Origin of the sequence: Sphaerimonospora mesophila (genome assembly GCF_001417795.1) — a bacterium.
GTDB classification, from domain to species: domain Bacteria; phylum Actinomycetota; class Actinomycetes; order Streptosporangiales; family Streptosporangiaceae; genus Sphaerimonospora; species Sphaerimonospora mesophila.
The window spans coordinates 371,571-393,965 of sequence record NZ_BCBX01000036.1 but is presented as its reverse complement, the minus strand read 5'-3'; the positions used below and the strand labels follow the sequence as shown (position 1 = coordinate 393,965).

The following is a 22,395-nucleotide window of genomic DNA, read 5'->3' as shown; positions in this document are numbered from 1 at the left end:
GATCATCCGGCCACTCGCTGAGCGGCGGAACCGATGTGGTCGCCGGGGCGCCGAGCCGCAACACGGCGACCCGGCCGAGGGCACGACGTTCCAGGATGGCGTTGGTGGCGTGGGTCGTGCCGAGCATCACCCGTGCGACCAGGCGGGGATCGGGCAGCTCGGCGAGGACGGCGTCGAGCGCGGCGCGCAGCCCCTCCGTCACGTCCGGGCTCGTGGGCCGCTTGGCCTTGGCCACGACCCGGTCGGCCTCGTCGATCGCCACGGCATCGGTGTTCGTGCCGCCGACGTCGATGCCGATCCGCAGACTCCGCTCGTTCATGAGTTGATCTTTTCCACGGGGAGATAGTCGAGATCGTAGCCGAACGCCCGCGGCCCGGCCGTCTCCAATCCTCTGGGCGTACGCCACAGCGGATCGCACGGCCAGGCCAGCACGGTCACCCGCTGGCCGTAACGCAGGCCCTCGGTCTGGATCGCCGTGGCCGACTGGGTGTCCACCACCGTGATCAGGTCGGGCACCATGGCGAGCACCCGGCCGTCCTCCACGGCGACGAGGTTCTCGTTCTGGATCTCCAGGGTCAGGGTCCTGCCTCGGTCGTCGCCGGTGCCCTCGATCGTCGCGGTGCCCCGGGCGAACCCACCGGTCGTGCGCCGATCCAGGTCGGTCAGCTTGCCGCCGATCAGCCGGGTCGCGCCGAGTTCCGCGCACAGCGCGGCGAGCGGGTCCGCCGCGCCTTCCGTGGCCCGGCCGATCGCGATCGCCCGGCTCACCGTGCCCTCGATCACGGCGCCCGCGCACTCGCCGGCGGTGAGGATGTAGTCCGCCATCAGCGCGCTCGACCCCGAGGCCACGCAGACGGCGCGGGCGAGCCGCTCCGACCACAGGCCGTCGACCGGGCGTATCGTCACGACGTTGCCGACGACGTCGGACATGATGACGAGGTTGGCCGGGATTCCCGCCACGTACATCGACACCATCTGGACCTCGGGGAAAGCGCGGCCCATCGCGTCGGCGTCGAGCAGCGGCAGACCGAGCCTGGCCGCCCAGGCCACCGGTGCGACCCCGTTGGCCCCGCCGATCTCCGAGGACATCACGGCGGCCGGAGACCTGCCGAAGATCCGTTCGATCTCCTCCCGGATCCGGACCGGTTCGTCCTCCGCGTGGATCATCTCGTGGCTCACGGTCGGGGCGCCGATTCCCGACAGCGGCAGCACGAGGGCGTCGTCGGGCAGGTCGCGGAGTGCGACCAGCGGCACCTCGCCGTGCTCCCGGATCGCCCGGCGCGCGGCGATCGCCCCGGCGCGTACGTCACCGCCGCCGCCCGTTCCGAGCACGGCACAGCCCCGGGCCAGGGCGGCGACGTCGTCCAGTGAGATGCGGGCCTGCATGCGGGGAGCCTTCACCACTCTGCTGCACCGGCTCAATGTCACCTTCCGACATAGATCGTCTTTTCGTTGTCGTACCACGACAACGGCCGGTCGCCGCGCCGGAGGAAACCGCGGTCTTCGCGAACCCCGCCCGCTGGGCCCTCGCTGCGGTCCTCGCTCCCTGGACTCCGCTGACCCGGGGTCACGTTGAAATGACGCGGGGGCGGCCGGACAGCGGGCGTAAACAGAAAGACCCGGAGGCGAGCCTCCGGGTCTTTCACTTGGTAGCGGGGACAGGATTTGAACCTGCGACCTCTGGGTTATGAGCCCAGCGAGCTACCGAACTGCTCCACCCCGCGTCGTTTTCTTGTACTTCTACAATACCGCTATCGCGCCCGGACGCCAAATCGGTTTCCCCGGAGATAGCGAAGGCCCCGGTTCCTCCAGGTCACCGGAGGTCGGGGCCTTCAAAAGTAGCGGGGACAGGATTTGAACCTGCGACCTCTGGGTTATGAGCCCAGCGAGCTACCGAACTGCTCCACCCCGCGTCGGCTTCTTCAGCCTAACCGGGATGTGGGCGAGAGGCAAACAGGCCCCGGAAGGCGGGAACCCCGCGCCGTTCCGGCGCGGGGTTCCGCTCCGCTCCTCTCCCCGTCATCCGCCGGGCGGGCTCGGGCTTGGCGTCGGCGCGGGACTCTCGCTCGGGCTCGCGCTCGGCGACGCGGTCGCGGCGGGCGTGGGAGCCGGCGAGGCCGCGGCCCTGCTGCTCTCCAGCCGGTTCAGCTCGTCCAGCGCCTCCTTCAGCGCCTGCTGGGCCTTGCCGTACTCTCCCCAGTTCGGCGGGGTGTCGGACAGGGCCTTCTGCGCGTCGGTGTAGGCCTGCTGCGCCTTCTGCAGCGTGCTCGTCAACGTCTTGTCGGTCTCTGCGGGAGTCGTCTGTTTCTCGGGCTCGGCCGGCTGGTTCGGTTGCTGCGGTTGCTCCGGCGGGGTGGCCTCTCCGCCGAACACCTGCCGCAGCGCGTCACCCAGTGTGTCGGCGAAGCCGACCTTCTCGCCGTACACGACGAGCACCTTGCGGAGCGTGGGGTACTTCCCGGAGGTCTCCGCCCGGGGTTGGACGTACACCGGCTCGATGTACAGCAGGCCCCCGCCGAAGGGCAGCGTGAGCAGGTTGCCGTAGAGCACCTCGGTCGCGCCCGAGTCGCCTCTCAGCAGGTTCAGCGCCTGGGAGACGGTCGTGTTGGAGTCGAACAGGTTCTGCGCCTGTGCCGGGCCCAGGATGGTCGTGGCACTCGGCAGTTGCAGGATCTCCAGAGGCGGCCTGGTCTCCTGCGCGGTGGCGTCGACGGCCATGAACGCGGCCATGTTCTGCCGCCCGTTCGGGACGAAGGTGGTGGTGAGCGAGAACTTCTCGCGGCCCCCGGGCATCTTCATCGTCACGTAGTACGGCGGCTGCTTGCTCTTGCCGCTCGCGGGGTCCTCGGGCACCTTCCAGAAGTCCTGGGCGCCGAAGTAGGCGTCGGCGTTGGTGACGTGGTAGGTGGTGAGGATCTCCCGCTGCGCCTTGAACAGGTCGGCCGGGTAGCGCAGGTGGTTGCGAAGGTCAGGCGTGATCTCCGAGACCGGCTTGACGATCCCGGGGAAGACCTTCTCCCAGGTCTTGAGCACCGGGTCGGAGTCGTCCCAGGCGTAGAGGGTCACCGTGCCGTCGTAGGCGTCGACCGTCGCCTTCACGGCGTTGCGGATGTAGTTGATCTCGTCCCGCGGCACCTGGGGGATGCCCAGCCGGCTGGTCGAGATGTCGGTGGTCAGCGACTCCAGGCTCCGACGCTGGGAGTAGGGGTAGGAGTTGGAGGTGGTATAGGCGTCGACGATCCAGACGATCCTGCCGTTCACGATGGACGGGTAGGGATCGCGGTCGAGGGTGAGGAACGGCGCGACCCGCTGGATGCGCTCGATCGGCTTGCGCTGATAGAGGATCCGCGAATCCGGGTTGATGTTGGAGTTGAGCAGCAGGTTCGCCTCACCGTACTTCAAGGCGTAGAGCATGCGCCGGAAGTAGTTGCCGACGGGGACGCCGCCCTTGCCGTCGTAGGTGTTGTTCTGCTGGCCGATGCCGCTCGAACCCTGCTGGGGGTAGTCGAGCTCGATCTTCGGTCCGTCCTTGGGCCCGCCGACGATGGAGTATTCCGGCGAGTTCTCTCCGAAGTAGATGCGCGGCTCATACTCGCCGAGGTCTCCCACCGGCGGAATGTCCTTCTCGTTGAACTCCGGGAGCCCGGTGCCGTCCACCCGGTTGCCCGGCGCTGCGACGAATCCGAAGCCGTGGGTGTAGACCAGGTGGCTGTTGATCCAGTTGCGCTCCCCCTCGGGCGGCAGCCCGATGTCGCGGACCGCCACGACCGTGTCCCTGATCTCGCCGTCGACCGGGTAGCGATCGATGTCGAGCTGCTCGGGGAACTGGTAGTAACCGCGGATCTGCTGCTTCTGCTGGAAGGTGGACGACAGCAGGCTCGGGTCGAGCAGGCGCATCCCCGGAATGGACCGCGACTCGGCCTGCAGGACCGAGGGGTCCGCCTCCGTCTTGGCGCTGTACTGGGTGACCTTCGTGTCGTCGACGCCGTACGCTCTCCGGGTGGCGTCGATGTTGCGCTGGATGTAGGCGCGCTCCTTGGCCTGCTCGTTGGGCTTGACCTGGAACTGCTGGACGAGCGCCGGATAGACCCCGCCGATCAGCACCGCCGACAGGACCAGCATGCCGAGGGCCACGCCGGGGAACATGCCGCCGGGCCGGACCACGCCGGCGAAGAAGATCACCGCACAGATCAGGGAGATGACCGCGAGGATGCCCTTGGCAGGCAGCACCGCGTTCACATCGGTGAAGGACGCTCCGAACGCCTTGCCGCGTTCAGAGAAGACGAGATCGTACCGGTCGAGCCAGTAGGCGACGGCCTTGAGCAGCACGAACACGCCGAGCAGCACCGACAGGTGGCTGCGCGCCGCCCGGGTCGCGTGCACCCCGCCGGGGGACTGGATCCGGAAGCCGCCGTAGAGGTAGTGCACGATCGCCGCGGCGATGATCGACAGGATGACGGCCAGGAACAGGAAGTTCAGCACCATCCGCAGGAACGGAAGGACGAACATGAAGAACGACACGTCGAGATGGAACTCGGGGTCCTTCTGGCCGAACTGCGTCCTGTTAACGAACTCCAGCCAGGTCTTCCACTGCCCGGCCACCGACGACCCGGTGAACAGCGCCAGGATCCCCATGCCGATCAGGAAGACCAGCCGTCGATGGGGGTCGAGCGACATGCGGTAGCGATCGGCCCCCTGCGGGGTGCCGAACATCCCCGGCCCGAACATCGGCCGGGTGCGGTGCGCCAGCACCATGTTGCCGCCGACGATGCCCACCATCAGCACGGCGCCCACGATGAACAGCACGATCTGCGTCAGGAGCAGCGTGGAGAACACCGACGAGAAGTCCACCGAGTCGTACCAGAGGTAGTCGGTGTAGATGGAAGCGAAGATCAGCAGTAATACCACGATCGCCGCGACGGCGATCGTGACGGGAACGAGAAGTCGCGGCCGACGGGGCAAGCGCATCGCCCGTCCGGCTCCGGGGCTCCGGAAGCTCAACGCCCACCCCTTGTCTCAGAGCAAACGGTCCGTGTCTGGAAAACCTACACTGCGATACGGCCGGTCGCGCTTCGCACGTCCCGGACCTGTGGAAAACTACCGCCCGCCCACGACCGGTCACGCCGGGCAGGCGGGCAGATCCTGCCTGCCGGCGCGCAGGGCGTCCATCGCGTCGATCGCGTCCTGGAGCGTCTCGACCTTGACCAGGCGAAGGCCGGTGGGCACGGCCCGAACGGCGTCGGCGCAGTTCCCCGCCGGCGTGAGGAACACCGTGGCGCCCGCCTTCTTCGCACCCACCATCTTCTGCTCGACCCCGCCGATGGCCCCCACCTTGCCGTCGATGTCGATCGTTCCGGTGCCGGCGACCGACTTCCCTCCGGTGAGCGCGCCGGGAGTCAGCTTGTCGTAGATGCCCAGCGAGAACATCAGCCCGGCGCTGGGCCCGCCGACCTGTCCCACGCTGATGTCGACCTTGAAGGGGACCTTGAAGTCGGCCTTCATGCGAACGCCGACCACGGCCCTGCCCTCCTTGTCCTCGACCGTGGGCACGGACACGTCGGTCGTGGTCTCCCCGCGCCTGATCGTGAACTCGACCTGCTCGCCGGGCTTGTGCCGCCGCACCGCCTCAGCCACGGATTCGAGACCGGCCGTCGCGACGCCGTCGACGGCAGTGATCTGGTCGCCGGCCTTCAGCCTGCCCTCGGCCGGCGCCCCCTTGTCGGTGTCGACCACCACGACGGTCTTCTCCACCGGGATCTTGAGGGCCTTCAGCGCGGCGACCGTGGCCGTCTGCTGGGAGTCGGTCATCTCCTGGGTGTTCTGCTCCTCGACCTGCTCGGCCGTGGAGCTCCTCGGGAACAGCGTCTCCTCCGGCACCACGGCCACGGTCGGGTCGAGCCAGCCGCGCAGCGCGGTCACCAGGTCGAGCCGGTTGCCCGGACCCCCCTGATAGGCGACGGTGACGAGGCTCAGCTTGCCCTCGGTCGGGTACGTCTGACGGCCCGAGATGCTGATGACCGGCTTGCCCTTGACGTCCCCGATGGTGTTCTCCGTGGGACCCGGGCTCAGCGCGACGTACGGCACCGGCAGCATGGCGCCGATCACCGCTAGCAGGAGGGTGAGGAAGCCCGCAACCATCAGAGTCAGGGCGCGTCGGGACATGGACGAACTCTATGCGTTTCGAGACCTGTCAATCGCAGGCGCCCACCCATTCGGCTTCCCCGTCGGCGAACACCTGGTGCTTCCAGATGGGCACCTCGTGCTTCAGGTCGTCGATCAACCGCCGGCACGCCTCGAACGCCTCCGCCCGATGGGGGCAGGCCGCGGCCACCACCACCGCGATGTCGCCCAGCCGCAGGTCGCCCACGCGGTGCACGGCCGCCAGGGCGGTCACCGGGAAGTCCGCGGCGACCTTCTCCGCGACCCGGCGGAGCTCCTGCTCGGCGGAGGGATGGGCGGAGTAGGACAGCAGCGTCACGGGCCTGCCCTGGTCCTGCTCCCGCACGGTGCCCACGAACACGCCGGTGCCGCCCGCCGCGTGGTCCCCCACCGCGCTCAGGACCTCGTCCACGGACAGCGCGGTGTCACGGATCCCCAGCAATCGGATAACGCCCATCCCACGAGACTAGTACGGCTTCGTCCGCGTGGCCCAGCCGATCAGGACCGCCGCTTGCGGCGGGCGACGCGGACGATGGCGGCGGTGCCGATCACGGCGACGGTCGCGCCGGCCGCGGTGATCGTGGCCTCCTTGCCCGACAGGCGGCGGCCCACCACCGCGTGCCTGCCCTCGGACAGCTCCAGCAACTCGCACAGTGCCGCCTCGTTGCTCCAGGCCGGCTTCCACCCGGCCGCGCGCAGCGCGGCGCAGTCCACCACCCAGGGATAGACCACGTAATGCAGGTCGGCGGCGGGAGCCGGCGTGATGCCGAGCCGGTGCAGCCGCTGGGCGGTCCCGAAGGTCAGCCCGGCGGGCAGTTCGAACCGGCGCAGGCCGGAGATCTCCTCCACCTGGTCCATCTCCAGCCAGCCGTCCGAGCCGACCGCGACCGCGCCGGAGACCCTGCCGAGCGCGGCCGCTTCCAGCGCGGACACCAGATCGTCGACGTGGCAGAACTGCCAGCGCGGCAGGCAGCCCTTCACGACGAGCAGCCTCGGCGCCTCGAAATGGCGGGTGACGACCGTGTCGATGCCCGGCCCGACCAGGGCGGCGGGCCGCAGCACGGTCACCTCGAGGCCGGGGTGCGAGCGCAGCGATCGGCGCACCAGCGCCTCGATCTCGAGGTGATCTCCGATCACCCCGGTGTCCGACTCGGCCGTCACCGGGGCGTCCTCCTCCAGCGGCACCGGGTTGTCCGGGGCGGCGCCGTACACCATGGCGCTCGTGACCAGCACGACCCGCCGGACCCGCGCTGCCGCGCAGGCGGTGAGCACGGTCTGCGCGGCCCTGAGGTTGTAGCGGCGGCGCTCGGCGGGGTCGGTGTCCATCGACTCGTCGGTGCCCAGATGGACCAGGACGTCCACATCGGATATCCGGTTCGCCAAGAGCGGATCACGGATGTCGAGGACCCGCCAGGTGACGTCGGTAACGTCGCCGCGCTGATCGTCGATGGCCACGACGCGGCGGAAATCCGCAGACGAGGCCACTCTCGCCAGGAACGCCCTGCCGATTCCGGACGCGGCGCCGGTGACGGCGACGACAGGCTGACGAAGGCGTTTTGAGGTAGGCACGAGGTCCTCACTTTGCACTGATCCGCCTCTCGGCGGATAACGTGGCGGTTGTGGACTCCTCCATCCTGCACGAGGTGGCGCGGTGACTGACCTGCCAGGTCGCGAAAACGACCCAAACGACAATCCGTTCGCCATGTTCGGCAGCCCGGAGCAGATGGCCGCGGCCATGCGGCAGTTCGCGGACATGCTGTCCGCGTCGGCATCGCCGGAAGCCGGACCCGTCAACTGGGAAATGGCGAAGAACATCGCACGACACGCGGTGGTCGCCGAGGGCGATCCGAGTGTCATGGAGGGCGAGCGGCGCGAGATCGTCGAGGCCCTCAATCTGGCGGACCTGTGGCTGAACGAGGTGACCGCGCTGCCGAGCGGTGTGACCACCCCCCAGGCCTGGAGCCGTTCTGAGTGGATCGAGAAGACCGTCCCGGTCTGGAAACAGCTGTGCGATCCGATCGCCGCACAGATGGTGCAGACCATGGGCGGAACGCTCGGCGCGGCCGGGCTGCCGCCCGAGGCGGAGGCGATGGCCGGCCCGCTGATCGGCATGCTGCGGCAGATGGGCGGCATGATGGTCGGCCAGCAGATCGGCCAGGCCCTGGGCACGCTCGCCCGCGAGGTGGTCGGATCGACCGACATCGGCCTGCCGCTGTCCGACACGGCCGCGCTGCTGCCCGGCGGGATCGCCGCGTTCGGCCAGGGCCTGGAGACCCCCTCCGACGAGATCAGGCTCTACCTGGCCCTGCGCGAGGCGGCCTACCACCGGCTGTTCCAGCACGTGCCGTGGCTGCGTGCGCACCTGCTCGGCGCCGTCGAGGAGTACGCCAGGGGCATCACCGTCGACGTCTCCGCACTGGAGGAGAAGCTGCAGGGGCTGGACATCAGCGACCCGGCGCGCATCCAGGAGGTGCTGGGCGGCGGCGAACTGCTCAAGCCCGAGGAGACCGAGCGGCAGAAGGCCGCGCTCGCCCGCCTCGAGACCGCGCTCGCGCTGGTCGAAGGCTGGGTGTCGACCGTGGTCGACGCGGCGGCCGCGGGCAAGCTGCCGTCGGCCGTCGCGCTCGGCGAGGCCGTACGGCGCCGCCGCGCGACCGGCGGGCCCGCCGAGCGGACCTTCGCCACGCTGGTCGGCCTGGAGCTGCGTCCGCGGCGGCTGCGCGAGGCGGCCGCGCTGTGGAAGGCCCTCGGTGACCACCGCGGGATCGACGGCAGGGACGCGGTGTGGAACCACCCCGACCTGATGCCGACCGCCGACGATCTCAACGATCCGGAGTCGTTCGTCAAGGGCGAGAACGCCTTCGATCTGTCCTCGCTCGACGAGCCCGGCCAGGGCACGGACGACCAGACCGGTCAGCCCGGCGAGTAGCGGGCCGGCCGGTAGGCTGTCGCGGTGAGTACGCACCGTGACAGCCTGCGACGTGACGGCCTTCACCACGACGCGCGAGCCGTGCTGGCCGGATGGACGGCCCCGACTCCCGAGGAGGAGCGGCTCCGCCGGGAGTTCCTGGCCCATCTGGACGCCCACGACGACGCGATGTGGCGGGAGTGCGCGCCCGGCCATCTGACCGCGACCACCGCCGTGCTGTCCCACGACGGCGGCGAGGTGCTGCTCACCCTGCATCCCAAGGCCGGCATGTGGCTGCCCATGGGCGGGCATTGTGAGGCCACCGACGCATCGCTGGCGCTGGCCGCGCTGCGCGAGGCCACCGAGGAGTCCGGCATCGCCGGTCTCACCCTGCTGGACGGCCCGCTCGCACTCGACAGGCACCGGGTCTGGTGTCATCCGCCGCACAGCTGGCACCTCGACGTCGAGTACGGCGCGGTCGCCCCGCCCGGCGCCGAGGCCATGATCAGCGACGAGTCGCTGGACCTCCGCTGGTTCCCGGTGGACGAGATCCCCGAGCTGAGCGACGAGGCCACCCGGCGGCTGGCCCGCCGGGCCCGTGATCTGCTGGTCGCACGCGCGGGCCGGGGCACGGGCACCGGTACGGCCTGAGCCGGGCCGGGCGCGGCGATGCCGCGGAGGGCTCGACAGCGGATTCGACGTGATCGCTTCCGCACGAAATCCGCACGGCGGCCTCACACATTCCCGCACGTCCAATCGTTAGGGTCGGCGTCATGACCAAGGTGGACGTCGGCGGTGAGATCAGGGCTGTTCGGCGACGGCGGCCGAGGCTGCGGATGCCGGTGCCGCTCGCGTGGATCGCCGTCGCGCCGTTCGCCTGCTGGGCCATCGTCCGGCTGGGCGGCTTCGAGGGCGGCACGCCGATGATCCAGCTCATCACCGCGACGCCGTACGCCGCCGCGGGGTCGCTGATCGCGCTCCTGGTCGCGGCGGCCTCCCGCAACCGGGCGGTGGTGAGCACGGCCGTGGTCACCTGCGTCATCATGGCGATCCTGGTGCTGCCGCGCGCGATGCCCTCGACGCCCACCGCCACGGGTCCGACGCTGCGGATCCTCACGGCCAACCTCCTGTACGGACGCGGCGACGCGGCAACGGTGGTCGATCTCGTACGGCGGCTGCGGCCCGATGCGCTGAGCACCCAGGAGCTCACCCCCGACGCGGTGCTGGCGCTCGACTCGGCCGGGCTGGGCGAGCTCCTTCCGTACCGTCACCTGGAGGAGGCGTTCGGCGCCTCCGGCAGCGGCATCTACTCGCGCCACCCGCTCAGGAAACTGCCCGACTTCGCGCCGGCGGGCGGGCACAACATGCCGAGGGCCACGCTCACGCTGCCCGGCCGCCGGACCGTCGAGATCGTCGACGTCCACACGCTCGCCCCCCTGCGTCCCGACACCCCGGGCTGGCTGGCGGACCTCGCGGCGCTGCCGTCGGCCGCCTCGTCCTCGGCCACGATCCGGATCCTGGCCGGGGACTTCAACGCGAGTCTCGACCACTCCGCGCTGCGCGAGGTCATCGGCCGCGGCTATGCCGACGCGGCCGACGCGACGGGGAAGGGCCTGCACACGACCTGGCCGGCCAACCGGCGGTTTCCGCCGCTGATCACGATCGACCACGTGCTGTTCGACGAGCGGGCGTCGGCCGTGAGCACGAGCGTGCACGAGGTGCCGCGGAGCGATCACCGCGCGCTCTTCGCCGAACTGCGCCTGCCTTGAGCCGGGCTTGGACGCCCACCTTGGGCCGGACCCGACCCCTGCCTTGGGCCGATGCCCACCTTGGGCCGGACCCGGCCCCTGCCTTGGGCCGATGCCCACCTTGGGCCGGACCCGGCCCCTGCCTTGAGTCGAGCCCGTCCCCTTCCTTGAGCCGGACCCGACGCCTACCTTGAGGCGGACCTCGGCGCGGAGAGCAGGGCTCGGGTGCTGTCCCAGCCTTCCAGCCCGGGATCGAGTCTGGCGACGTCGGCGGGCCTCCTGAGCCGGTGCCAGCCGGGGCCGGTGGCGACCATGCGGGGTCCGGGAGCCCTGCGGCGCAGCCGTACGACGAGGTCGGGCTCATCGAAGTCCACACCGGCCCACTCGGGCAGCGGCAGCCGGGCGGCCACGGCTGCCGCTCCCCCGCCCTCGGCCGGGCACACGGCGAGCCGCGCACGGCCCAGCTCGCGAAACAGCTTGCCCACGAGCAGCGGTGGCAGGTCCGGCGCATCACCGCTGATCACCACGGCTTCGGTGCCGTACGGCAGCGCCGCGAACGCCTCGGCGGGAGAGCCGATCGAGATCACCGGTGTGCCGGGCCAGGCGATCTCCTCCAGGCCGGGAACCCCGGCGGACAGGATCACGGGCCGGACGAGTTCGAGCCCGGCGACCATCTCGTAGGTGTCCTCGGCCATGGCCAGGAGGAACTCGGCGGGGTCGACTCCGGGCGGGGCGGCGTCCGCCATCGCGGCAGCGACCAGCACGGCGGCGACCCTCGTCGGTGGCTGTGTCAACACTCCTCCGGAGAGCCGTTGGACGCCATGGAGAAGCCCTCCAGGAATCCCCTGGCGCGTTCCGCCCGAGGATAGCGTTCGACGAGTGCCCAGAACCGGGGGCCGTGACTGGGCACGAGCAGATGGACCAGCTCATGCATGATCACGTAATCCACGACCCACGCGGGCATGCCGCGAAGCCGCACCGAGATCCGGATTGTGCCATGATCTGGAGTGCAGGACCCCCACCGGTGCTGCTGGTTCTCGACCCAGCGCACGCTCGAGGGAAGCGCCTTGCCGTCCAGGTAGCGCGCCGACAGTTCCAGCGCGCGGTCGAGCAGGTCGTCGTCGCTCGGCCGTCTCCGCTGTTCCTTGGCGGCGAGCCGGTCGAGCATGCGGCGCACCCACTGCTCTTCGTCAGTCGTGCTCAGGCCAGCCGGAAGCAGCACGATGGTTTTGTCGCCATCGCGGTACGCGGAAACGGTTCGCCGCCGTCGCGTGCTCCGACGAACCTCGACTGTCTCGGGGGGCACATATGAAAGGTAGCCGACATGCGGGGATTTCCACAGGGGGTACGTCACGTTTTCCCTGGTCAATCGGGCGAACGTGACCTTGTGGGCGTGCCCGTTCCGCCTCGTCGGACCCCGGAGCCCCGGTGATTATCCACAGCCCCGCCGGAACCGGCGCACGCCGTTCCCGCCATGTGACAAGGTCTTTCGGCTATGAGACCTCGTCTGAAGTCGGCGCTGCGCCGAATCGAGCGGGACGACCGCACCCTGCAGTTCGGCGTCCACCCGTCCCACGCGATCATTGTGGCCGAGGTGGAGCCGGCCGTCCGGCGGCTGATCTACGGCCTCGACGGCAGCCGGACGCTGGACCAGGTGCTGGCGGAGAGCGATCTGGGTGAGGAGGCCACCCGTGAGCTCGTGGATCTGTTGGCCGCCCACGGCCTGATCGAGGACGCGGCCGCCTCTCCCGGGCCGCTCGCCGGCCTGGACCGGGCCGACCGGGAACGCCTCCGCCCCGACCTGGAGCGGCTCGCCCTCACCTCCTCCGACGGTGGCCTGGTCGCGCTCACGCGCAGGCGCGCGGCCCGGGTCCGGATCTACGGCGCCGGCCGGGTCGGCGCCCAGGTGACCACCCTTCTCGCCGCGGCGGGCGTCGGCCACATCTGCGTGGTCGATCCCGGTACGGCCCGGCCCCAGGATGTGGTCCCCGGAGGGCTCGGACCGCAGGAGATCGACATGCCGCGTGAGGAGGGCGCCGTCGCGGCGGCCAGGAGGATCGCGCCGGACGTCAACGCGTGGCCCGGCCGGTCCGCGTCCCGGCCGGCCGACAGGGCGCCCCACCCCGATCTGGTGATCCTCGCCCCCGTCGGTCCCCTCGATCCGGTGCTGGTGCGCGAACTCCTGGCCGAGGGGATCCCGCACCTGCCGGCCACCGCGTTCGAAGGCCATGGATCGGTCGGCCCGCTCGTCATCCCGGGGCGTCCGCTCTGCCTCGGCTGTCTCGATCTCACCCGCAGGGACCGGGACCCCTCCTGGCCCATGGTCAGCGCCCGGATCGGCGGTCATCCCCCGGGCGAGATCGCATGCGACGCGGTGCTGTCCTCCCTGGTCGCGGCGCAGACCGCGGGGTGTGCGCTCGCCCACCTGGACGGCACGGGCATGCCGGCGGATGTGACCAATGGCACACTGCACGTTTTGCCCGACTGGCGTTGGCGTCACCGCTCCTGGGAGCCCCATCCCGAATGTGGATGTAGTCGAAACCCCATGTCATCGCTAAGAATGGTCGCGTGAGTGACCTCCCCCACCGTGCCATGACCCGCTCGGCCAAGCTCGCCACGCTCCCCCTCGGGTTCGCCGGCCGTACCGCACTGGGACTGGGCAGGCGACTCGGCGGCGCGTCGGCGGAGCGCGTGGCCCATGAAATCCAGCAGCGTACGGCCGACCAGATCTTCAAGGTTCTGGGTGAGCTCAAGGGCGGAGCGATGAAGCTCGGCCAGGCGCTGTCCATCTTCGAAGCCGCGCTGCCGCCCGAGATCGCCGGACCGTATCGGGCGACGCTGACCCGGCTGCAGGACGCCGCGCCGCCGCTGCCCGCGGCCACGGTTCACCGTGTCCTCGCAGAGCAGCTGGGCGACGACTGGCGGGAGAACTTCACGGAGTTCGACGACAGCCCGTCGGCGGCCGCGTCCATCGGACAGGTGCACCGGGCGGTCTGGCATGACGGCAGGCCGGTCGCCGTGAAGATCCAGTATCCGGGTGCAGGAAAGGCCCTGATCTCCGACTTCAACCAGCTCGCCCGCCTGGGCAAGCTCTTCTCTGCGATGCTGCCCGGACTGGACATCAAACCGGTTCTCACCGAGTTGAAGGACCGGGTCGCCGAAGAGCTCGACTACCTGCGGGAGGCCGAGGCGCAGCACGCGTTCGCCCAGGAGTTCAGGGACGACGCGGACTTCCACATCCCGGATGTGATCGCGGCCAACGAGCAGGTCCTGGTCACCGAGTGGATGACCGGTACACCACTGGCCAAGATCATCGAAAGTGGGACCAAGGCCGAGCGCGACCTGGCCGGTCTGCGCCTGGTCCGCTTTCTCTTCTGCTCGCCGTCCCGGGTGGGCATGCTGCACGCCGACCCGCACCCGGGCAACTTCCGGGTGATGGAGGACGGACGCCTGGGGGTGCTCGACTTCGGGGCGGTCAGCCGGCTGCCCGACGGCTACCCCCGCGCCTTCGGCACGCTCACCCGGATCTTCAACCAGGGCGACATGGACACCGTCGTCCAGGGACTTCGCGAGGAAGGGTTCATCCGGCCGCACATCGAGGTGGACGCCGATGCCCTGCGCGCGTTCCTCGCCCCCTACGTCGAGCCCACCCGGGTCGAGGAGTTCACCTTCAGCCGGGAGTGGCTGCGGGAGCAGGCGGCGACCGTGGCCGACCTCCGGCCGAACAACGTCGTGCGCCAGCTCAACCTGCCCCCGTCATACGTGCTGATCCATCGGGTTCATGCCGCGGGAGTGGGCGTCCTGTGCCAGCTCGGCGCCACCGCCAGATTCCGTGACGAGGTCATCCGCTGGGTTCCCGGTTTCGCCGACGAGCCCGGCGTTTCGGGCGGCGACGTCGACCTCATGGCGGTCTGATACCCCGGCCGAGGCCGGGGATGAACCGCCTGACCGCGCATCGGACCCGTACGGTCTCGCGTGGATGACCTCAGGCCGCTGCGGCGTCCTGCCGGATAGGACGGGAAGGGCCCGGACGCCGATGTGCGCCCGGGCCCTTTTCGAACTAGAGACGGGCCAGCGCGCCCCTGAGCCGCTCCGAGGCGCGCTCAGCCCGCCGGCGAGCCCGCTTGGCGCTCAGGATCCGGCTGGCCAGGCGCTCTTCCTCCGCCTCGCGGTGCAAGGTCCGTATTCGCTCGTCTACCAGTTCTTGGTAGAGATACATCGAGGCGTTCGGGGAGAGGTTCATCTGACTGTCCTTCCTTGTGTTTCCAGGTCTTACGTGTATTGGTCAGGCGGCGACGGGCGTCTTGCGCGGACGCCCCCGCGGGCGCTTCCGGGGAACGACGACCCCCCGCAGGATGAGCTCGCCACCCCAGACGCCCCACGGCTCCTCGCGCTCCAGCGCGCGGGCCAGGCAGGCCTTCTGGATCGGGCAGCCGCCGCAGAGCGCCTTGGCGAACTCCACGTCCTCGGGAGACTCGGCGAACCACAGGTCGGGGTCGGTACGACAGGGGATTTCGGCTTCGATCAGGTCCATGACCGGGGCCGCCATCTGCGTCACCTCTTTGAATGGTTTTGGTCTGGTTGTCCTCGTGGGCCTGGTTGTCCTCGTGGACGGGGTGGAATCGTGGCCGACAAAACAAGAAGGCCGCGGATCCTGGTCGGATCCGCGGCCTGAAGAGGGAGACCGGTCAAGTTATGACTGGTTCTCTCCAGGCGTACAACGGACCCGGTGCCCCACCGTCGGCGGTGCGGTTGATCTGCTCATCGCTCATCGGACGGTCCACCAGGGCGACCTGGTAGGACTCGATGCCGTGGCGCGCCACACCGAAGGCAGCCGAGCGAGGCTCGGTGACCGAACCGGTGCGGGCAGCGCCGACCTGAGCGAAGGCGGCCACGCCACGCCGCAGTTTCGTCTGCTTCGTCTGGGCGACAGCGGCGATGGCGACGTTCGGGCAGGCAGAGGCGAGCCACGGCGTGGCGAACATGATCGTGATCTCCACCTGACTCACCTCCACTCCAGTAGTACGACAGCCGGAACAGGATCGTCCGACTGGCTTGACCAAGACCCTAAATCCCAACCGGCAGGCCGAGCAACCTATTTTCTACCTGCGATTTTCACGACTTCGTGACATCATCACCAACCCGGATCAGACACTCCTGCACCACGGACACCGCCAGCTCTCCTGCGGCCGTGAACATCTGTCCGCGAGCGAGCCCGCGCGCGCCGCCCGACCACGGCGACTCCTGGGCGTACAGCACCCACTCGTCGGCTCGAAGCGGGCGGTGGAACCACATCGCGTGATCGAGCGAGGCACCGGAGAAGTCGGCCGTGCCCCAGGCCCTCCCGTGCGCGAGCAGCACGGTGTCCACCAGCGTGAAATCCGAGGCGTAGGCGGCCAGCACGACGTGCAGCAGCGGGTCGTCGGGGAGATCGGCCTCGTATCGGAACCACACGTGGTTCTCGTCGGACGCGGTGGGAGCCCCGGCGGCACCGGCGGGCGCCTCCCACGGCAGCCGGTGCACGTACCGCACGTCGACCGGACGCGGTTTCGACAGCCATTCGCGCCATGTCGGGTCGTCCCCCACCACGTCGAGCATCCGCTGCTGGAAGGTCCCCAGACTCTCCGGCTCGGGAACGGACGGCATGGCGGCCGACTGGTGCTCCAGGCCCTCCTCGGCTATGTGGAACGAGGCCGACATCGAGAAGATCGCCTTGCCGTGCTGGATGGCCGTGACCCGTCGCGTGGTGAACGAGCGGCCATCCCGCACCCGGTCGACGTTGTAGACGATCGGGACCGCGGGATCACCCGGCCGGATGAAGTACGCATGCAGGGAGTGGACCATGCGGTCGGCCGGGACCGTACGGCCGGCCGCCACGAGCGCCTGAGCCGCGACCTGACCGCCGAAAACCCGCTGAATCCGCTCCTCCGGGCTGCGTCCCCGGAAGATATCGAGCTCGATCTGCTCCAGGTCGAGCAGGTCGAGCAGCTCCTTGAGAGCCGAGTGCACGGAGCCTCCAACAAAAACGCACCGGGGGAATATTACTCATCAGTAACACTGGTGAGACTACCGCCATCGGTCGCGACGCGGCACAGCTCCAGCACGGCTTCGCCGTACCGCTCGAGCTTGACCCGGCCGATGCCGGCGATGGCCAGCAGTTCCGCCTCCGTGGTCGGCACCCGCTCGGCGATCGCCTGAAGCGTCACATCGGTGAAGACGACATAGGCAGGGACCTTGGCCTCCTTGGCCTCGGCGGTCCGCCACGACCTGAGGTTTTCGAGGAGCGCCTCGTCGTAGTCGGCCGGACAGGTCGTGCAGCGGCCCAGCTTCTGCTCTGCCGCCACCGCGAGCGTCTTGCCGCACACACGGCAGTGCAGCGGCGCCGCAGGCCGCCTCCCACCGGTCCGCTCCGAACGGCGTCCGGTCCTGGCCGCCCCGGCGGGGAGCTGATGTGAGAGCCCCTCGAGAAAGCGGGAGGGCCGCCGAGACCTGCGGCCGCCGGGCGAGCGGGCCAGCGCCCAGGACAGGTGCAGGTGCTCACGAGCGCGGGTGACGCCGACGTAGAGCAGCCGCCGCTCCTCCTCGATCTGCTCCGATGTCTCCGCGTAGATGATCGGGAGCATCCCCTCGGTGAGGCCGACGAGGAAGACCGCGTCCCACTCCAGGCCCTTGGCGGCGTGCAGCGAGGCCAGCGTCACGCCCTCGACGGGCGGCGCGTGCTGCTCCACGGCCCGCCGTTCCAGCTCGGTGACGAAACCGGCCAGGTCCGCGCCGTCGGCCGCCATGTCCTCGGCCAGGTCGGCCAGTGCCTTCAGCGACTCCCACTTCTCCCGCGCCTTGCCGCCGCCGGGGGGCTCGGCGGTGAGGCCGATCCCGGACAGGATCGCGTGGACGGCGGGGGCCAGCGGGTCGTCGCCGTCCGCCGACCGCGCCGCTCCCCGCAGCAGCACCACGGCCTGCCGTACCTCCGGCCGGTCGAAGAAGCGTTCCGCGCCGCGGAGCAGGTACGGCACGCCGGCCTCGCCGAACGCCTGCTCGTACGCCTCGGACTGGGCGTTGATCCGGAACAGCACGGCGATCTCCCTGGCCGGGACGCCGTCGGCCATGAGCTTCTTCACCGTGAGCGCGACCCCGAGCGCCTCGGCCTCCTCGTCGTCGTACTCCGTGAGAACCGGCTCGGGGCCGTCAGGACGCTGCGCGACCAGTTCGAGCCGGTGCGGCGAGCGCGCCATCACCCGGTTGGCCAGCGTGACCACCTGCGGGGTCGAGCGGTAGTCGCGCACCAGTTTGATCACGCTCGCCGAGGGGTGCTCGACGGCGAAGCCGGTCAGATATTGCGGGGTGGCCCCGGTGAAAGAGTAGATCGTCTGGTTGGGATCGCCCACCACGCACAGGTCGTCACGCCCGCCGAGCCAGGTGTCGAGCAGCAGCTTCTGCAGGGGGTTGACGTCCTGGAACTCGTCGACGACGAAGTAGCGGTACTGCTGCCGGATCTGGGCGCCCACCTCGCGATGCTCGGTCATCACCGCGGCGGTCAACTCGAGGATGGTCTCGAAGTCGATGAGGTTGCGCCGGCGGCGCAGGTTCTCGTAACCCTCGTAGAGCCGGGCCACCTCCTCCGGCGCGATCGGCGGGGTCCGCCGGGCCTTGGCGGCGGCGGCCGTGTAGTCCTCCGGCCCGATCTGGGTGACCTTGGCCCACTCGATCTCGGCGGCCACGTCTCTGAGCTCGCCCCGGTCGGCGTTCCGCCGCAGGTTGCGTGACGCCTCGATGAGCAGCGGCAGCTTGGACTCGATCACCTGGGGCGGATCGCCGCCGATCACCCGCGGCCAGAAGTAGCTGAGCTGGCGCAGCGCCGCCGCGTGGAACGTGCGGGCCTGCACGCCCGGCGCGCCCAGACGGCGCAGCCGCTGTTTGAGCTCGGCCGCCGCGCGAGTGGTGAACGTCACGGCGAGCACGCTCTGCGGCTCGATCACCCCGGTGTGCACCGCGTGCGCGATGCGATGGGTGATGGCGCGCGTCTTGCCGGTGCCCGCGCCCGCGAGCACGCACACGGGGCCGCGGACCGCCTCGGCCACCGCGCGCTGCTCGGGATCCAGCCCCTCGAGGACGTCCACGTGGCGCTCCCAACATGCGGTGCGGAGGATGTACTGGCATCATCCTTCCAGCAGCCTCCGACATCTGTCCCACCGATCCCATGGCGGGGACCGGGCCGGCGGCGGACGTCGGCTCTGCACCAAGTCGACACCGGGTGACAACGGGGAGGAACCAGGCCGTGCGGAATGCGGCGAGAGCAGGGTTGGCTCGTGTTCTCACGGCGGGCGGCGCGTTCGCGCTCACCGCCGTGCTGCTCGCTCAGGTGCCCACGAAGGCGGGTGCCGGTGCCACCCAGACGGGCGATCACACACCCGGCGCGACACCCGATCCGACGCCCACCGCCACCGCGACGCACGTGCCCTCGGCCACGCCGGCCCCTTCCCCGAGCACGACCGTCTCCCCCAGGCCGACCGCCTCCCCCGGCGCGACCGCCCGCGCCGCCCTTCCCGTCGGCGCCAAGGTGCGGACGTTCTCGTACGGCCCGCACCCGCGGCAGCGCATGGACATCTGGTGGCATTCCACCGGCCCCCGGCGGCCGGCCGTGTTCATCATCCACGGCGGCTGGTGGTCGAGCGGCGACAAGAGGTCCCTGACCTCGATCAGCAAGAGCTACGTGCGGCTCGGCTACACGGTGGTCAACCTGAACTACCGGCTGTCCGGTGACGCGCCCTGGCCGGCCCAGCGGACCGACGCCCTCGACGTGATCAAAACCGTGCGCCGGCACGCCGCGCTGTTCAACACCGACCCCGACCGCTACGTCGTGATCGGCTTCTCCGCCGGCGGTCACATCTCCACCGCGCTCGGCACGTACGGCGACGGCCTGCCCGGCCTGCGCGGGGTCGTCGGGATCTCCCCGGTCGTGTCGCCGCTCGCGTCGTTCGAGGACGGCTCGGACGCGTTCGCGGACTTCGCGCGGCGCAAGCTGCGCAGGGCCGCCCTCACGCTCGCCGGCGGGTGCACACCCGACCGGTGTCCCCAGAAGTGGTCGAGCATGGAGGTGCCGTTCCACGCCTCGCCCGGTGACGCGCCGGTGCTCACGATCCACTCCGACGAGGAGTTCGTCCCGCCGTACCAGAGCGAGATCCTCAGGGGGGAACTCCTGGCGGCCGGGGTGCCGATGACGGTCAGGACGGTGCCCGGCACCCGGCACAGTTCCGCCCTGTACCGGGAACCGGGCGTGGCCGAGACCGTCAGAACCTGGATCGCCTCCCGCCTGAACCGCTAGGGAGGTTCGCCCCGTTCCCGGGTCCGTGATCCTGCGGACGCGCTCGTACGCCGGGGCGGGAACAGCACGGGGCCCCGCCGTGTTGCCAATGACTGCTCAGAACACCCCACGGTGGTGAGGTATCGCCAGAAAGGGACGGACATGGCGCTCACGGTCTACACGACAAGCTGGTGCGGCCCCTGCAAGCGGCTCAAGAGCCAGCTCACGCGGGAGGGCATCGCGTACGACGAAGTCGACATCGAACGTCATCCGGAGGCCGCCGAGTTCGTCATGAGCGTCAACAACGGCAACCAGGTCGTCCCCACCGTCGTGACCGACTGCCACACGATGACCAACCCCTCGGTCGCCGAGGTGAAGCGTCACCTCGCCGGCGCCTGCTGACCGGACCCCTATCGGCCGTTCCTCGAGATGGGCCCGCCGTACCACGCCTCGATGAGCCTGCGTGCGATCGAGACCTGGCCCGGCAGGCCCAGCTCGCCGGACTCGACCCGCGCGGCGAGTTCCGCTCTCGACAGCCAGTGCGCCTCGGCGATCTCGTCCTGATCCGGCCGCAACTCCGTGGTGACCGCGCGCGCGGAGAAGCCGAGCATGAGGCTGCGGGGGAACGGCCAGGGCTGGCTGCCCAGGTAGCGCGGCGCGGTGACGAGCACCCCGACCTCCTCCATGACCTCGCGGATCACCGCGTGCTCCAGCGACTCCCCCGGTTCCACGAAGCCGGCCAGCACCGACACGCGGCCTTCCCCCCAGCCCTGGCCGCGCGCCAGCAGCACCCGGTCGTCGTCATCGTGGACCAGCATGATCACGGCCGGGTCCACCCTCGGGAAGTGCTGGCTGCCGTCGCGGGGGCAGACCCGCATGTGCCCGGCGGCCACGACGTCCGTGAGGGTTCCGCAACGCGGGCAGAACTCGTGGGTGGCGTGCCACGCCTCCAGGGCCACCGCGTTCACCAGCAGCCCCGCGTCGCGGTCGTCGAGCAGCCCGGCCGCCTCGCGCAGGCCCGCCACATCCCCCGGCGGAAGCGGGGAGCGCACCGCGAAGTACGCCACGCCGTCCTCGTCCACGCCGAGCAGATATCTGGCCTCCCGGTCGACCGATGGCGCCTCGTGGGGAGAGGTCAGCACCAGAGCGGCGCCGTCGGTGAACCTGCGGATCGGCGTGCTGCCCTCGTGGACGACGACGACCCGCGTCTTCTCGGCGGCCCAGGCCCGCTCCAGCCAATCCTCGTCGGTGCGCAGAAGCGCGGAACGGTCGATCGTGCCACGAGCCAGCAGCAGCGGTCCGAGGAGTCCATCCGAGAGTGCCACGGCGTCATCCTTCCATGAGTGCCAGCGAGAACAACCGAGCCCCCTGCGGCGATTCCCCACGCGAAGCGATCAGCCAACGACTACGATGACGCCGGTTAGGTTAGCCTCACCTATGATTCTTGCGGGGGTCGTGTGCGCCTGTACCTCATCACCCTCAACCCGACCGATTCCGTGATCGACGGCTTCCTCCCCGCCGCGGCCGCGTTGGGCTGGGACGTGACGATCCTGACCGATCAGCCCGGCGGATACCCGGATCACGAGGTCATCGAGACCGATGTGCGCGATCCCCGGGCCCTGATCGACGTCATCGCCGCGCATCACCCCCCTGACGTGGTGTTCTCCAACTCCGACCACCTGCAGGCCGAGACCGCCCTGGCCGCCGGATACTTCGGTCTGCCGCACAAGGACTGGCGCGCCTGCGCCACGGCCAAGAACAAGGCGCTCATGCGCCGTCGCCTCCGCCTCGCCGGTGTGGAGCCCGTCCGGTCCGTACGGCTCCCGCCCGGCTCGGCCGCCCCGCCGGAGGCGCTGCCGTACCCGGTGGTGATCAAGCCGGCCATGGGCGTCGCCAGCGAGGACGTCGTGCTGGCCGCCGACGCGGCCGAGCTGACCGCCGCGGTGCGCTCGATCAGGAAACGGCGGCCGGACGACGTGCTGGTCGCCGAGGAATACCTCGAAGGGCCGCTGCACACGCTGGAGACGCTGGGCGACGGCGAGACCACCGCGGTCATCGGGGGGTTCCGCACCACGCTCGGGCCGCTCCCGCACTTCGTCGAGGAACGCCTGGACTGGCATCCCGACCCCCCGGCGGATCACCTGCGCCACGTGACCGCCGCGCTCGCCGCGCTCGGGGTGGGCTTCGGCGCCTGTCACACCGAGTACGTCGTCACCCGGGACGGCCCGCGCGTCATCGAGGTCAACTACCGGCTGATCGGCGACAACTGCGATTTCCTG

Annotated in this window: 22 protein-coding genes and 2 tRNA genes; 8 read left to right on the top strand and 16 right to left on the bottom strand. The window is 70.2% G+C overall.

What is annotated here, in order from left to right; all coding sequences use genetic code 11:
- The 8 genes from AP234_RS17680 to AP234_RS17645 all read right to left on the bottom strand — a co-directional run.
- Positions 1–319: hydantoinase/oxoprolinase N-terminal domain-containing protein (locus AP234_RS17680; protein WP_431998750.1), on the bottom strand; the 319-nt coding region annotated here is incomplete at its 3' end.
- Positions 316–1,386, bottom strand: coding sequence for a DUF917 domain-containing protein (locus tag AP234_RS17675; protein WP_055480734.1), 1,071 nt, complete (start codon positions 1,384–1,386; stop codon positions 316–318). The genes AP234_RS17675 and AP234_RS17680, both read right to left, overlap by 4 nt.
- Before the next feature lie 261 nt (positions 1,387–1,647).
- Positions 1,648–1,724 (bottom strand) — tRNA-Met (locus AP234_RS17670).
- Positions 1,725–1,839: 115 nt separating this feature from the next.
- Positions 1,840–1,913, bottom strand: a tRNA-Met gene (locus tag AP234_RS17665).
- Positions 1,914–2,019: 106 nt separating this feature from the next.
- Positions 2,020–4,968, bottom strand: coding sequence for a UPF0182 family protein (locus tag AP234_RS17660; RefSeq protein ID WP_055480733.1), 2,949 nt, complete (start codon positions 4,966–4,968; stop codon positions 2,020–2,022).
- Positions 4,969–5,118: 150 nt separating this feature from the next.
- Positions 5,119–6,162 carry a YlbL family protein gene (locus tag AP234_RS17655; protein WP_055480732.1) on the bottom strand — a complete coding sequence of 348 codons (1,044 nt, stop codon included), beginning with the start codon at positions 6,160–6,162 and terminating at the stop codon, positions 5,119–5,121.
- Between the two features lie 28 nt (positions 6,163–6,190).
- On the bottom strand, positions 6,191–6,616 hold the full coding sequence (locus AP234_RS17650) for a molybdenum cofactor biosynthesis protein MoaE (RefSeq protein WP_055480731.1): 426 nt from the start codon (positions 6,614–6,616) through the stop codon (positions 6,191–6,193).
- A gap of 41 nt (positions 6,617–6,657) precedes the next feature.
- The gene (locus tag AP234_RS17645) at positions 6,658–7,728 is read right to left on the bottom strand and encodes an NAD-dependent epimerase/dehydratase family protein (RefSeq protein ID WP_235558217.1); all 1,071 of its coding nucleotides are present in this window, start codon (positions 7,726–7,728) and stop codon (positions 6,658–6,660) included.
- Positions 7,729–7,810: 82 nt separating this feature from the next.
- On the opposite strand from AP234_RS17645, the gene AP234_RS17640 reads away from it, so the two are divergent.
- From AP234_RS17640 to AP234_RS17630, 3 genes are all read left to right on the top strand, one after another.
- The gene (locus tag AP234_RS17640; protein WP_055480729.1) at positions 7,811–9,088 is read left to right on the top strand and encodes a zinc-dependent metalloprotease; all 1,278 of its coding nucleotides are present in this window, start codon (positions 7,811–7,813) and stop codon (positions 9,086–9,088) included.
- A gap of 24 nt (positions 9,089–9,112) precedes the next feature.
- A complete protein-coding gene (locus tag AP234_RS17635) occupies positions 9,113–9,718 on the top strand; it encodes an NUDIX domain-containing protein (RefSeq protein WP_235558216.1) in 606 nt (201 codons plus the stop codon).
- A gap of 122 nt (positions 9,719–9,840) precedes the next feature.
- Positions 9,841–10,836, top strand: a complete 996-nt coding sequence (locus tag AP234_RS17630; RefSeq protein WP_083502194.1) for an endonuclease/exonuclease/phosphatase family protein — start codon at positions 9,841–9,843, stop codon at positions 10,834–10,836.
- A gap of 164 nt (positions 10,837–11,000) precedes the next feature.
- Here AP234_RS17630 and AP234_RS17625 read toward each other — a convergent pair whose 3' ends face one another.
- A complete protein-coding gene (locus AP234_RS17625; RefSeq protein WP_235558215.1) occupies positions 11,001–11,609 on the bottom strand; it encodes a hypothetical protein in 609 nt (202 codons plus the stop codon).
- Complete coding sequence (locus tag AP234_RS17620) at positions 11,606–12,121, bottom strand: M48 metallopeptidase family protein (RefSeq protein ID WP_055480728.1); 516 nt, start codon at positions 12,119–12,121, stop codon at positions 11,606–11,608. Before AP234_RS17620 ends, AP234_RS17625 begins: the two co-directional genes overlap by 4 nt.
- A 189-nt stretch (positions 12,122–12,310) precedes the next feature.
- Between AP234_RS17620 and AP234_RS17615 the strand changes: the two genes are divergently transcribed.
- Together AP234_RS17615 and AP234_RS17610 are read left to right on the top strand one after the other, a co-directional pair.
- Positions 12,311–13,387 carry a ThiF family adenylyltransferase gene (locus tag AP234_RS17615; RefSeq protein WP_055480727.1) on the top strand — a complete coding sequence of 359 codons (1,077 nt, stop codon included), beginning with the start codon at positions 12,311–12,313 and terminating at the stop codon, positions 13,385–13,387.
- Positions 13,384–14,730 carry an AarF/UbiB family protein gene (locus tag AP234_RS17610; RefSeq protein ID WP_055480726.1) on the top strand — a complete coding sequence of 449 codons (1,347 nt, stop codon included), beginning with the start codon at positions 13,384–13,386 and terminating at the stop codon, positions 14,728–14,730. The genes AP234_RS17615 and AP234_RS17610 overlap by 4 nt, the downstream gene beginning before the upstream one ends.
- Before the next feature lie 145 nt (positions 14,731–14,875).
- Here AP234_RS17610 and AP234_RS17605 read toward each other — a convergent pair whose 3' ends face one another.
- From AP234_RS17605 to AP234_RS17585, 5 genes are all read right to left on the bottom strand, one after another.
- A complete protein-coding gene (locus tag AP234_RS17605; RefSeq protein WP_055480725.1) occupies positions 14,876–15,058 on the bottom strand; it encodes a hypothetical protein in 183 nt (60 codons plus the stop codon).
- Between the two features lie 42 nt (positions 15,059–15,100).
- Positions 15,101–15,364, bottom strand: coding sequence for a WhiB family transcriptional regulator (locus AP234_RS17600; protein ID WP_055480724.1), 264 nt, complete (start codon positions 15,362–15,364; stop codon positions 15,101–15,103).
- A 139-nt stretch (positions 15,365–15,503) separates the two neighbouring features.
- On the bottom strand, positions 15,504–15,815 hold the full coding sequence (locus AP234_RS17595; protein WP_055480723.1) for a hypothetical protein: 312 nt from the start codon (positions 15,813–15,815) through the stop codon (positions 15,504–15,506).
- A 115-nt stretch (positions 15,816–15,930) separates the two neighbouring features.
- Positions 15,931–16,824 carry an acyl-CoA thioesterase gene (locus AP234_RS17590; protein ID WP_083502193.1) on the bottom strand — a complete coding sequence of 298 codons (894 nt, stop codon included), beginning with the start codon at positions 16,822–16,824 and terminating at the stop codon, positions 15,931–15,933.
- Positions 16,825–16,856: 32 nt separating this feature from the next.
- Positions 16,857–18,932, bottom strand: a complete 2,076-nt coding sequence (locus AP234_RS17585; protein WP_055480721.1) for an ATP-dependent DNA helicase UvrD2 — start codon at positions 18,930–18,932, stop codon at positions 16,857–16,859.
- Positions 18,933–19,114: 182 nt separating this feature from the next.
- On the opposite strand from AP234_RS17585, the gene AP234_RS17580 reads away from it, so the two are divergent.
- The gene (locus AP234_RS17580) at positions 19,115–20,137 is read left to right on the top strand and encodes an alpha/beta hydrolase fold domain-containing protein (protein ID WP_055480720.1); all 1,023 of its coding nucleotides are present in this window, start codon (positions 19,115–19,117) and stop codon (positions 20,135–20,137) included.
- 141 nt (positions 20,138–20,278) lie between these two features.
- Entirely contained in the window at positions 20,279–20,518 is a 240-nt protein-coding gene (locus AP234_RS17575; protein ID WP_055480719.1) for a mycoredoxin, read from the top strand.
- An 8-nt stretch (positions 20,519–20,526) separates the two neighbouring features.
- On the opposite strand, the gene nudC is transcribed toward AP234_RS17575, so the two are convergent.
- The gene (nudC, locus tag AP234_RS17570; protein ID WP_083502191.1) at positions 20,527–21,441 is read right to left on the bottom strand and encodes an NAD(+) diphosphatase; all 915 of its coding nucleotides are present in this window, start codon (positions 21,439–21,441) and stop codon (positions 20,527–20,529) included.
- A gap of 132 nt (positions 21,442–21,573) precedes the next feature.
- Here nudC and AP234_RS17565 point away from each other — a divergent pair.
- Positions 21,574–22,395 (top strand): ATP-grasp domain-containing protein (locus tag AP234_RS17565; protein WP_235558214.1); only part of this gene is annotated, 822 nt, incomplete at its 3' end.

What these genes read in the sequence shown, in the direction of transcription:
- AP234_RS17675 (WP_055480734.1), bottom strand. Translation starts at nt 1,386, where the DNA reads ATGCAGGCCCGCATCTCACTGGACGACGTCGCCGCCCTGGCCCGGGGC.
- AP234_RS17660 (WP_055480733.1), bottom strand. Translation starts at nt 4,968, where the DNA reads ATGCGCTTGCCCCGTCGGCCGCGACTTCTCGTTCCCGTCACGATCGCC.
- AP234_RS17655 (WP_055480732.1), bottom strand. Translation starts at nt 6,162, where the DNA reads ATGTCCCGACGCGCCCTGACTCTGATGGTTGCGGGCTTCCTCACCCTC.
- AP234_RS17650 (WP_055480731.1), bottom strand. Translation starts at nt 6,616, where the DNA reads ATGGGCGTTATCCGATTGCTGGGGATCCGTGACACCGCGCTGTCCGTG.
- AP234_RS17630 (WP_083502194.1), top strand. Translation starts at nt 9,841, where the DNA reads ATGACCAAGGTGGACGTCGGCGGTGAGATCAGGGCTGTTCGGCGACGG.
- AP234_RS17615 (WP_055480727.1), top strand. Translation starts at nt 12,311, where the DNA reads ATGAGACCTCGTCTGAAGTCGGCGCTGCGCCGAATCGAGCGGGACGAC.
- AP234_RS17605 (WP_055480725.1), bottom strand. Translation starts at nt 15,058, where the DNA reads ATGAACCTCTCCCCGAACGCCTCGATGTATCTCTACCAAGAACTGGTA.
- AP234_RS17600 (WP_055480724.1), bottom strand. Translation starts at nt 15,364, where the DNA reads ATGGCGGCCCCGGTCATGGACCTGATCGAAGCCGAAATCCCCTGTCGT.
- AP234_RS17575 (WP_055480719.1), top strand. Translation starts at nt 20,279, where the DNA reads ATGGCGCTCACGGTCTACACGACAAGCTGGTGCGGCCCCTGCAAGCGG.